Origin of the sequence: Desulfosporosinus youngiae DSM 17734 (assembly GCF_000244895.1) — a bacterium.
GTDB classification, from domain to species: domain Bacteria; phylum Bacillota; class Desulfitobacteriia; order Desulfitobacteriales; family Desulfitobacteriaceae; genus Desulfosporosinus; species Desulfosporosinus youngiae.
In genome coordinates this window covers 195,834-208,076 of record NZ_CM001441.1, presented here as the reverse complement: position 1 = coordinate 208,076, position 12,243 = coordinate 195,834, and the positions used below count along the sequence as shown (strand labels likewise).

The window sequence follows — 12,243 nt, the reverse complement described above, 5'->3', positions numbered from 1 at the left end:
GACCTCCTTCTTCTTAAGCCTCTAGACTTACCCCAGGGTTGAGAATCCCTTTGGGATCAAATTGTCGACGCAGTTCACAGAGCAAACCTGTGGTTTGCTTCCACATTTCCGCATCATTGTAAACTTCAGCTTTGAGCTTATGACCCAAGAGGCCCTTCACGTTCCCGCCCAGGGACATGGCCAGTTTATTCACTTTTCTGGCTAAATCAAGTTTATCGGTTTCCTCTGGCAGAGCCAAACAAACATATCCGAGAAGTCCTTCGACAATTACGCCAGGATAAGCCCCCAGATCTCCTGTAAACGCTTCGAGCTGTGCCAGAGCTTGAGGCATTTTCATCGGGCCAACTGTAAACTCCACGGTTCGCTCCGGTTTAGCATTGAGGTCGGCGCGGACCTTAAGCCAGCCATTGATCACTTGATCATACTCAACCTCGTCCTCAATGATCTTTACATCAGAACCTCCGCCTAAGGTAAGAACTGCAGCAACTTCATTAGCGATGTTTTTACCCGACTCTTTAAATCCTTGCAAATCAATAATCACAAGTTGCCCTTCCGTTCCGGGTTTAGCATTTTTTGCCAGAGATGCATTGATGAGATTCATCCGGGTCGGCTGCACATTCCGCTTAATCAAAGTATTGAAGGTTTGATTCGCCTTATGCATAGATGGGAAAGTTCCAATCACTGCTTTTTTAGCCTCCGGTGCAGGTAAGAGCTTCACCAGAAGTTTGGTGAAAATCCCAAATGTTCCTTGGCTTCCGACAGCGAAGTGGATGAAATCTAAACCAGAAACGTTCTTAATACATTTATTGCCGATATCCAGGATTTCCCCTGTCGGGAGAACCATTTCAAATCCTAAAAGGAACGTCCGAGTAGGGCCATATTCAAAGGATTTAGAATCGGAATCTCCAATCGCAAAGCAGCCGCCAACCGAACTGGTTTCGACTTCATAGGGCTCCGGAGGAAAGTTTAATCCGGCTTCCGAAACTTTAAGAAGAAATTCTTTATGAAGAAGTCCCGGTTCGACGACCGCCACAAGGTTTAGCTGATCCATTTCTAAAATCTGGTTCATCCGGGACATAACCATCGCGATCCCACCCGTAATCCCCTGGGTATCGACGACTGCCCCGCCTACCGCTAATTTCACATTCTGTTCATTGGCCAATTTGACGATACTTGAAACTTCAGACGTTTTCCCAGGTAAGACGACAACTGCAGGCTTACCTTTTCCTTTTAGGTATCTAGCCATTTCTGAAGGAGAGTCGATGACATTGGCATCACCGACAATCCCCTTTAACTTACTGATATTAACGTTACTCATGACTACCCGCCCTTCCACTCATTTACTAGAACTTGCGGTCAGCATGTTCCGCAAAGGGAAATTTTCAATTTTCGGCCAGACCATGATGAGTTGTAATGGTCAGACCTTATATAAAGTTAATGTAATTCTTACGTTCAATTAGTCTTCGTAAGCTTTAGCCATTAAATCAGCAACATGCATAACCTTTTGTTTTTGGCCGGCTTTATTTATGCCGCCTTGAAGTCTCAACATGCAAGCCGGGCAACTTGTAGCCACCAAATCCGCATTGGTATCCTTGATGTTTTGTGTCTTCTGATCTGTGATATCGGTTGATACCTCATGATAGAATGCTTGTATTAAACCGGCTGCCCCGCAACAACGGTTAGCTTCAAACATTTCCTTATAGTCAACCCGAGGAATCATTTGCAGCAATTGCCGGGGCTGCTTTGTTACCTTAAGACCCCGAACCATGTGGCAAGGATCATGATAGGTGACTGTTAGAGGACTTGAATTGTGAAGTTTGCTCTGATCGACACCAATTTTGTCCATATATTCGGAAAACTCAACCACTTTTTCACAGAACAATTTAACTTTGGGGAGATAGGACGGCTCATCAGCAAAGAGCTTCAGATAATCATGTTTAAGCATCGCGGCACAGGACGCGCATGCGGAGAGAACAACTTCGGCATCCTTATACTTATCTAAAAAAGTATTTATAGTTTGGCGGGCGTTTTCTTTCGCTGTTTCGAAGTCACCATAGCAATATTGCGGAAGACCGCAGCACACTTGATCTTTTGGAATAATAACCTCACAGTCATTCTTCGTTAAGACCTTAACCACAGAATGAGCGGTTTGGTCTAAGGAGTAATTGAGAAAACAGCCCACATAAAACCCAACTTTATGCTTCGGCTGCTGCACCGTAATCCTCTCCGGGACCTGGTCCAAAAAAGGCTTTTTGGCAGTAGGGAAGTTTTTAATATCAATACCGCGAAAATAATCCAGTCCGTCAAGTTTATTGAGGACACTTTTGCCCATTCCTCCGAAAAGACGGAATCCCATACCCAACCTTTTCGGACTTGCCAAGGTTTTTAAAGCAAAGGACTTAGCAAATGGCTTGATTCCTTTTCTTAGTTTCAGATCTCGCCGCGCTGCCATGACAAGTTCATTGCCATGTACACCGTTTGGACAAGTGACTGCACATTCTCCACACAACAAACAACTCATGATAGAATCTTCATACTCTTGATTAGGTTCTAATTTCCCATCGGCGACAGCTTTGATGAGCTGGATTCTGCCGCGTGCAACCATTGTCTCTTCCCCGGTCAATTTATAGGTCTTACAAGCTGTATGGCAGCCACCACACTTGTTACACGTGTTTAGCATTTCATATACGTCTGCTAAAACTCCCACTGATCCTTCCCCCTTCATTTACAGCTTTCAAATATAGACCTGACACCTTGATTTGTCGCTCCTTTCCCTCAAACTGTCAATTTGTTTCATTTATCAAAACATTGTTTCAAATTACTTATGACTATATTATTGCTCTATATGCCTCAATCGTCAATAGAATTTTTCAAAAATTTTAGTTTTTACTCACATTTTTACAAAAACCCTATCTCCCTTTTATTACTTTTGGTAAAAGCCAAACCCTAGTTTAGCCGAGATCAATTCTCCTGACTTTTTCAGCTCTTCCCCAATCCACTCAATTCCCTTTTCATCAATCCTGCTTGCTGGTCCGGAAACACTGATCGCTCCAATCGCCCGCCCAGAATAGTCAAAAATAGGGGTTCCTAAACATATGATTCCTATCTCATTTTCTTCCCTTTCAACAGAAATCTTGCTGAATCGAATTTCTTCCAAGCCCGTCAATAAGATTTCCGGGTCTGTAATGGTGTTAGGAGTATATCTTGTCATACCTTTAAGCTCAAGAATATGCCGAACCTCCTCTTCCGGTAAGGTTGACAGTATTGCTTTTCCTACTGCTGTACAATGCATTGGAGCTCTGCGTCCTACTTTAGAATGCATACTAACCACTTGAGAACTTTCTGCTCTGTCGATGTAGACAATTTCTCCGTCGTCAGGAAGCACCAGGTGGACGACTTCATCAAGTACCTTTACTAAGTCACTTAGAGCAGGAGCCGCAACTTTCCGTATTTCCAAATCGTTAAAGAAGCGAATTCCCAGTTCAATAATTTTGATACCCAATTGATAGCGCTCACTATCGGACTTTCTCTCCACATAGCCTCGATGACACAAAGTTTGTAAAATTCGGTGAACTGTACTTTTGTGCAGGCTAACACGACTTCCAATTTCTGTAACCCCTAACGGTTCCTCAGCATGAGCCAGAACTTCAAGAACATCCAGCGACCGTTCGAGGGTTTGCACATATTTTTCTGACACGGGTAGATCCTCCAATCTGGAATAAGTTTCAATATATAAAACTATGTTTTAATCTTTTCTGTAGTATGATCTTTTTTTATACTTTAGTCAATACTAAATTTTCAAATTAGATAAAAAATAATTAATGTGAATAAAAGGATCTTTGATAATACTAGTTATATTAGCTCTCTAAGCCATTTCCAGTCTAACCTTGCTCCCACTCCCGCCATCCTGAGCGGGAGTAAGGATCAATCTGCGAGAAAGGCGATTTTTTAGTTCCGGCACGTGACTGATAATACCAATCGTTAGGTTTTGCAGGCGAAGTTTCTCAAGTGTATTCATCACATTCTCCAGAAGATTCGCATCCAGCGTTCCAAACCCTTCATCGAGGAAAAAAAACTCCAAAGGCGATTCTCCACGGAGCTGGATCTGGGTAGATAATGCCAAGGCAAGGGCTAACGCGGTTAGGAAGGTTTCTCCACCTGATAGACTGCTTACAGGACGGCGTACTCCACCGTTAGCATCGTCACGCATAATAAATCCACCCTCAGCATCGACTTCCAAAGCATAACGTTGGTTGGTTAACTGTTTCAAACGTTCAGATGCATGGAGAGATACATTGGTTAATTGTTCTTGCGCAATGAATTCAACAAAAGCACTTCCTTTGAAAACCGTCTGTAAGGTTTTGAGTAAATTTTGGTGGTGGTTAAGGGAGCTTCGTTCACATTCCAAGCGCATCCATTCTTCATGGGCGGCTTTGAGTTTTTCCAGCCTTTGTTGGCCGGCACCCCGCTGTTCGCTGACTTCAGTATGAGCCTCTTGAAGTTTCTTGAGCCGAACCGGCCAAGCCAGCCATTCCTCGGGAAGAAGACATCGCCCGTTAAGTATCTCTTCCACATCGTCCCGTTTTTGTTTATTGACCAATACGTTTTGTCGATAGCTTGAAATAGTCTGTTCCATTTTTAACCGCTCCGAGCCTTCACATAAGGCACTTTGGGCCGCTGCCGCAGTCGCAAATTTTGCTGTCTGAAGACCCAAGTCCAGCTTTCTCTGAGCTATTTTAAACCCTTCTTGAGTTAACTCCAGGGTTTTATAGCTGACTGCCTGAGTTTGTTCCGCCTGTTTGCATACCTCTTTAGCCTGCTCATAAGCCTGCTTAAATGCTTCTTCCGTCCCTGTTACAAGGGACAAGTCGTGTTTAACTTGCTCAATTCGTTCATTAGCGGGCTTTCCTTCAGTTAACGTATCCCATTTCTTCTGAAGTTCTTCTAAATCACGCGCCGCTTCTGTACCTACAGTTTTTAGATTTTGGAGTTCCAGTTCACAGTTGGTCTTTTCCCGAGCGAATCCCTCCAGAGCCTCGTCCTCTTTCCGCAGCTCTTTCTCAAACCCAGTCAATTTCTGATTTAAAGCGCTTAATAACTCATCCCAGTTTGCGTATTGCTTTTGCAGTATCACGATATCGTTTATCCCAATCTCACCACGCAAATTATCTAAAACATCTTTTCGCTGTTTTTTATCATCCAGCAGTTGGTTTAGACGATTGCGAAGCTCTTTTCCCACTCCCTCTAACGTTGCAATTTGGGCACCCGTTTTATGCAGCATTTTTTCTGCTTCAGCTAGCTTTTGCTGGGCATCCTCCAACTGCCGGTTCCATTTTTCTTGATCCGTTCTCCACAAGTTCAAGACCCGTCGTTGGTTAGCTAACTTATTTTCTTGTTCAATAAGCTCGGCCTTTAGAGTGTGAAGATTCTTATTGCGGTCTGCCTCAGTCAATTCCTCACGATAAGCAACTACAGCACGTCCTTTGGCCGCAACAAGATCTGTTTGTTTTTGCATCAACTCTTTTTGGGACGACATCTGAACCTTAGCTACGGCAAGAGCAGTCTTAGCTTCCGCACTTTCCCTTTCCCCATTCCGGAGTTCTATTGAAGCCCGCTCAAGTTCAATCCTCGCCTTGTCCATCCTCTCATTTTCCAATCTCTGAGCAGGTTTGGGATGGTGAATTGAACCACAAACCGGGCACGTTTCACCTTCTACCAAGTTTTCAACCAGTAACCCAGCAAGGTTTTCTCGCTTTAGCTCTTCCACTTCAGCCGTTTTTCTCTCAACAAATAATGTTAAATCGCTAACAGCTTTCGAAATCTTATCCATGGCCTTTTGCTTAATTTCTATATCAGCTTCTGATTTTCGGCAGCCCTCCAAGATTATGTGCAACCGCTCTTGTTCTTCGAGTTCTTCCTGCTCAGCACGCTCAATATTAGCGATCTTATGCCGATCACGTTCCAATCCTTGAGCTTGTTGACTTAAGATTTCCTCCTGAATGGGTGGGTCTTGGTGCGTCCCCATCAAGGTCTCTTTCAGTTGCCTTACTATCCTCTGCGCAGTATGAACATCCCCTTGAGCCATCTGCAATTCTAATTGCCGCTCTTCAATTTCAGATAAATTTCTGTCCAAGTCCTTTTGCAAGCCCTCCACTTGCTTAGCGACCATCTCATACCCTTCTAAGGTTTGGGCAGACTCATTAACCCGCCTCCTTTGGGCAGGATCGACTGTAATTTGGTTAATATGATTCTTTACATCTTGTTGCTGTTTTTGAATCTCTGCTTTTCTATCGCTAGCGACTTTAATCGTTTGCTCTAATTCCTTCCGAGTTCGGTCAAGCACGCTGTATTTGAGACGTGCTTCATTTAAGCGTCCTTGCCGTGCTTGAATCTCACTTTCCAGTTCTTTGGCTTGCTCAAGTTGTTCTAATCTGCGCAGACAGAAAGGTTCGGTCTCTTGCCGTTTTTGATTTGCGGCAAACCATTTACCTTCGGCAGTTTCCTTATCGAGCTTGGCCGCAATAAGCTGCTTATCTGAGTCTTCGGCCTGATCTCTGGCCTCTTTAAATCGCTGTTCTGATACTGTTATTTCCTCCAGGAGTGACCGAATTGATTCTGCACGTCCAGCTAGGCCTAAGCGTTCCTCAAGTTTAGTAATGTTTGGATTTTGCAGCATCAGCCCGGCCTCTTCGTGCTTAAGGTGCTGCAGCTGCTCTTGAAGACTCCAGATCATCTTTGCTTCGTCATACTGGATGTTTAAATTATATAACTCTTTGGAAATCTCTTCAGACTTTGCAGCAATACTTTTTAAATTAGCCTCTGCTTCTTTAACCCGCTCTGCCGACGCATCTCCCAAACCCTGTTGCCTTTGTTCTACACCGTTTAGGTTGAATCTGGTATTCTCCATCATTTCTGTAAGACGAGCTGTTAGTTCCCTTCCATAGGCTTCAAGGGAAAATAGCCGTTCTAACATTAGCCGTCTATCCTTAGGTTTAATTGTAAGAAACTCTGCAAATTTACCCTGAGGAAGAACCACGGCTCGCGTAAAATCCTGAACATTAAGACCTAACACCGCTTCGATTTGTTTAGTCATCTCATCGGCCTTGGAGGCCAAGACCGTTTCAACTTCATCAACTATTTTAACAAATCGACAAGTCGAAGCTTTAACCGTACGCTCTCCAGAGCGTCGATAAGCCCTTTCTGCACGGTAAGTTGTCCGTTGATCCCCTTCAGCTAATGAGAAGGTATATTCTACACTAAGTTGAACTTCCGCATGATTAAGAATTCCCTGGGTATTGTTAGCCGCCCGTTCGACGGTTCCGTATAGGGCCAAGGTGATGGCATCAAGGATTGTCGATTTTCCGCTGCCAGTTGAACCAAAAATCCCAAACACGCCGGTTTCACATAATTTTGCAAAATCTATTTCCTGAGCTTCTCTAAAGCTGTTCAAACCAGCTATTCTTAAGTAAATCGGCCTCATGCTGTTTCCGCCTCCTCATCCCCTCTTCTTTGTGTCTTAATGCCTTCCGAAAGTGTAGCTTTGTCTGAATCAATCAAGGATAAGAATAAACTGACCAATTCCTGCTCCGGCTCTGCTCCGCCCATTCGCTCCTGGTAAAATTTACGAAAAAGCTCATCAATAGGCAGTTTTGAGCGAGCTTCCGCAGCGAGCTTCTCGGTTTCAGGAAAAACGGGACGGATATTAATAAGACGTTCCCTCCGCTGGCGCAGATTATGGATATCCTGAGGCTGAAGTGCATTTGTCACAAAGACCTCTAAATCAATCCAGGCATTAAAATCCCTGCCCTCATCGATCCACTGCTGTACTTGACCCAATCCCTCTTTAGCCTGCCATTTGACAAGAGGATAACCGGCGCTTAAGAAGATTTCCCGGGTCGTCACCTCTTGACCGGGAAAAGCCTCGACAAGAATTACGGATTTGGCATACCCTGTTTCTGAAAAACTATAGGCTAACGGAGAACCAGAATAACGAGTTGGTACAGCTGTCCCTTTGACCGCCTGAGCACGGTGTAAATGACCAAGGGCAACATATTGTGCACCAATGGGCATCGCCTCCGCTTCGACAGTGGGAGCACTTCCCAATTGAATTGGACGCTCTGACTCAGACTCCAGCCCGCCTCGGACAAAGAGATGACTCATACCGAGATTGACCGCATCTGGTCGAAAGTGCTGCCCAAAGGAGGAGAATAGCTGCTGCACTCGTTTAGAGTATTCTGCACGAAGGATTTCTTCATCTAAGCTTTCAGTTAGAACTTCATTAAGTCTGGACTCAGAAGGGTACGGCAACATAGCAACAATGGCCGGATCAGGACAGCTAGGAATATGTAACTCCGCCCACCCTTGGCCAGCGGCGACTCTTGTAACCCTTCTCTGATTCGACTGGGCTAAGAAAGTAGGACTAGGCGTCAATATCTCTCTGGGAAGGCCGTATAATGTTATTCCATTCCGCACCGCAAGAGGGCTCGACGCACAAAGTCTCTCCGGATTGTCGTGATTCCCGGCGATTGCCGCTACGGCCCGGGTTCCGCCGGCCGACAACCGATTTAAAGCATCATAAAAAAGTTCTTCTGCAATGGCAGGAGGATTAACTGTATCGAAAACGTCGCCCGCAATCAAAACAAGATCCACTGCTTCATCTTCCACAATCCTGCAAAGTTCATTAATAAACTTCACTTGTTCCTCAATCCGGCTGCGCCCCTCAAGCGTACGTCCAAGGTGCCAATCCGAGGTGTGTAAAATCCTCATTAGTTACTAGCTCCTTTCATACTATCTCTATAGTTTCATTATAGAGCATTTCCCAGCCAAAAAATTGTGGTCTTTTTTAGAAACAGGCAAAGCTATACACCCCTGAGAAATTTTCTATACATGCTTCTGCAGCATATAGATTAGGATCGAACTATATGTTATCCTTATTCAAAGGATTAAAATGGTTACAAATCAATCAGTAACGAGAAAAGGAATAGAAGCCATGGCAGTACAAGCGGATTGGAAAAGACTACTTGATGATGAAATAAAAAAGGACTATTATCTTCAATTATTAGCTTGGGTAAAAAACGAATATCGACATAAACAGATCTTCCCTAAGAAGGAAGATGTATTTAACGCTTTGGTCTTTACCTCATACGAAAATACTAAAGCAGTCATTTTGGGACAAGACCCCTATCCTAATGTTGGCCAGGGAATGGGACTTAGTTTTTCTGTTAATATTGGAGTACCCTTTCCCAAATCACTTCAGAATATATTCAAAGAACTCCAGTCCGACCTAGGGTGTAAAATACCTAAACATGGCTCACTTCGAAAATGGGCAGAACAGGGTGTATTGCTCCTCAATACTTCACTTACCGTTGAAGCCGGAAAGCCCAATTCTCATCAAAACAAGGGTTGGGAGATCTTTACAGATAGAATCATTTCGTTAGTTAACGATAAAAGTGATCCTGTGGTCTTTATTTTATGGGGTAATAATGCTCGTTCTAAGAAGAGGCTTATTACCAATCCCCATCATTTAATCATCGAATCTGCTCATCCAAGCCCCTTATCTGCCAGCAGAGGTTTTTTCGGAAGTAAACCGTTTTCCCGAGCAAATAACTTTTTAATCTCTAATAATAGAGTCCCCATTGACTGGCAGATCGAATAATTCAATAATCGCTGACTATCCAGGCTTTGATAAGCTTTCCTATAGATGTTGAAGTCTACTTTTAAGACTTAATCCTATGATTTACATAATTAGAATTTAAAAACTTCGGACTATGGGTTTACATAGTCCGAAGTTTTTCGTAAGTCGTGCATTCCTTATACTATTATCGAACTATAATATTTATCCCTTTACCCACACTTTGAGTACCCACAGTGTGTGCATACGACACAGCCACTTTCGTGGTTAATGGATTTACCACACTCTGGGCAGGCATTCGCAGAAGCGACTTTGGCTCGGGCCTTTTTCACAGTAACCTTTCCTGAAGGGGCAGACCCCGGTTTATCTGGGCCGGTACCTTCACGTACTAGCGCTGTTTCCTTGGCTTTCATCTGGACATCGGAAAAATTAATCCCAACTTCACTGTATTTCCTAATGACACGAGCAATAGCATCCGGGCAAGATGTGACATTAACCCCCTCGCGTCGTATACAAGCCGGGCAGCGTATTCCTTTAACCTGCTCAGTAATTGCATCGACCGATAGGCCTGAACGCAGTGCAATAGAAATCAAACGAGCGGTTGCCTCAGATTGGGATGAACACCCCCCGGCACGACCAGTATTCGTAAAGACTTCACAAATTCCTTTTTCGTCTGCATTAACACTCACATAGAGGTTCCCACAACCAATTTTAATTTTCTCTGTAACCCCTACAGTCGTCGTTGGGCGCGGGCGAGGGACAACCGTATTTACTTCCGGAATAAACGGTGTTTTTGGAATAACCCACTCGCTTGATTCTTCAGTTTCACTTTGTCCCGCTGAAGTTCCTGTGGAAAGCACTTGTTCTTCCCGACTGCCATCGCGATAGACGGTTAAACCTTTACAATTCAGTTCATCAGCCAATCGATAGGCCTCAGCTATTTCTTCACGTGTGGCAGAGTTAGCAAAATTAATGGTCTTTGAAACAGCATTATCCGTATACTTCTGAAAGGCGGCCTGAATACGAATATGCCATTCGGGCGCAATCTCTTGAGCTGTAGTAAAAACTTCCTGTACCCAGTTTGGGACTTCAGGCAAGCCCAGGACAGTCCCTCTATCGGCGATTTTCCGCATGAGTTCCTCAGAATAAAAGCCAAATTCTTTAGCAAAGGCTTCAAAGAGTGGATTAACTTCGACTAAGGCCGTTCCATCCATCACAGTTTTAGTATAAGCTACCGCAAAGAGAGGTTCTACTCCACTAGAAGCACTACAAATCATGGAAATAGTTCCTGTCGGAGCGATCGTTGTTAAAGTGGCATTGCGCAGTTTCATAACTCCGTCATAAATAGAGCCTTCATAGTTCGGAAAGGTTCCCCTTTCTTCAGCTAAACGTTGGGACTCAATGCGGGCTTCTGTTTGAATGAATTTCATTACTTTCTCTGCATACTCGACAGCGTCTTCAGTCGAGTACGAGGCCTGAAGCAAAATGAGCATATCTGCAAATCCCATGACACCTAGGCCAATTTTACGATTCCCTTTTACCACTGTTTCAATAATTTGCAGAGGATACTGATTCGCATCAATTACGTTGTCCAGAAAACGGACAGATAGTCTCGTTACTTGACTCAGTCTTTCCCAGTTGATGACCATTTTTCCGTCTTTTTCGATCACCATTAGTTTTAGATTAATCGAGCCTAAATTACAGGCTTCATTTGGAAGCAAAGGCTGCTCACCACAAGGATTTGTAGCTTCAATTTCCCCTAACAACGGGGTAGGATTCCCTTCATTTAATCGATCAATAAAGACAATCCCCGGTTCTCCATTTTGCCAGGCATGATCTACAATTTTATTAAAGATTTCCGGCGCAGATAATTGCCCGACTGTACTGTTAGTATGGGGGTCAATTAAATCATAAGGACGCCCCTCTCGAACAGCTTGCATAAATTTGTTCGTAATTCCAACAGAGATATTAAAGTTTGTAATTTCTTTGTTATCTTCTTTGCATTGAATGAAATCTATAATATCAGGATGATCCACCCGGAGAATTCCCATATTGGCTCCCCGTCGAGTACCTCCTTGTTTAACTGCTTCCGTCGCCGAATTAAACACTTTCATAAAAGAAACCGGACCGGAGGCTACTCCACCCGTTGAACGAACCATGCTGTTTTTAGGGCGTAAACGAGAAAAGCTGAAACCAGTTCCTCCACCCGATTTATGAATAATGGCCGCATTTTTTATTGCATCAAAAATCTCTTCCATGCTGTCTTCAACCGGCAGAACAAAGCAAGCGCTCAATTGGCCAAGATCTCGCCCTGCATTCATCAGGGTAGGCGAGTTCGGCATAAACTCGAGATTGGCCATCATGGTATAAAATTCTTTGACCAAAGCTTTTGTTGCTTCTTTGCCCTTCCCATATAGATCCTCTTCAATCCTTGCGACTACACTAGCTACTCGATAAATCATATCCTCAGCAGTTTCGACTACTTGTCCATTTTCTTGTTTTAAATACCTTCTGGCCAATACAACTTGTGCATTAGGCGTTAAATTAACCTTCGGCCAGTTTTTTGGTGCTTGTCCCACGAAACTCAACTCGTATCCCCAACTTTCCTTCAT

7 protein-coding genes are annotated in these 12,243 nt (G+C 43.9%); 1 reads left to right on the top strand and 6 read right to left on the bottom strand.

Going from position 1 to position 12,243, the window contains the following annotated elements; translation table 11 throughout:
• Positions 1-13: 13 nt before the first annotated feature.
• The 5 genes from DESYODRAFT_RS01020 to DESYODRAFT_RS01000 form a co-directional block, all read right to left on the bottom strand.
• Complete coding sequence (locus DESYODRAFT_RS01020) at positions 14-1,318, bottom strand: FAD-binding oxidoreductase (RefSeq protein ID WP_007778257.1); 1,305 nt, start codon at positions 1,316-1,318, stop codon at positions 14-16.
• Positions 1,319-1,456: 138 nt separating this feature from the next.
• Entirely contained in the window at positions 1,457-2,707 is a 1,251-nt protein-coding gene (locus DESYODRAFT_RS01015) for a (Fe-S)-binding protein (protein ID WP_007778254.1), read from the bottom strand.
• Positions 2,708-2,923: 216 nt separating this feature from the next.
• Entirely contained in the window at positions 2,924-3,697 is a 774-nt protein-coding gene (locus DESYODRAFT_RS01010; RefSeq protein ID WP_007778251.1) for an IclR family transcriptional regulator, read from the bottom strand.
• Between the two features lie 168 nt (positions 3,698-3,865).
• Complete coding sequence (locus tag DESYODRAFT_RS01005) at positions 3,866-7,480, bottom strand: AAA family ATPase (RefSeq protein ID WP_007778248.1); 3,615 nt, start codon at positions 7,478-7,480, stop codon at positions 3,866-3,868.
• Entirely contained in the window at positions 7,477-8,766 is a 1,290-nt protein-coding gene (locus DESYODRAFT_RS01000) for a metallophosphoesterase family protein (protein WP_007778246.1), read from the bottom strand. Before DESYODRAFT_RS01000 ends, DESYODRAFT_RS01005 begins: the two co-directional genes overlap by 4 nt.
• Positions 8,767-8,989: 223 nt before the next feature.
• Between DESYODRAFT_RS01000 and DESYODRAFT_RS00995 the strand changes: the two genes are divergently transcribed.
• Positions 8,990-9,655, top strand: coding sequence for a uracil-DNA glycosylase (locus tag DESYODRAFT_RS00995; RefSeq protein WP_042338076.1), 666 nt, complete (start codon positions 8,990-8,992; stop codon positions 9,653-9,655).
• 188 nt (positions 9,656-9,843) lie between these two features.
• On the opposite strand, the gene DESYODRAFT_RS00990 is transcribed toward DESYODRAFT_RS00995, so the two are convergent.
• Positions 9,844-12,243: a vitamin B12-dependent ribonucleotide reductase gene (locus DESYODRAFT_RS00990; RefSeq protein ID WP_207636373.1), complete on the bottom strand. Its 2,400-nt coding sequence runs from the start codon at positions 12,241-12,243 to the stop codon at positions 9,844-9,846.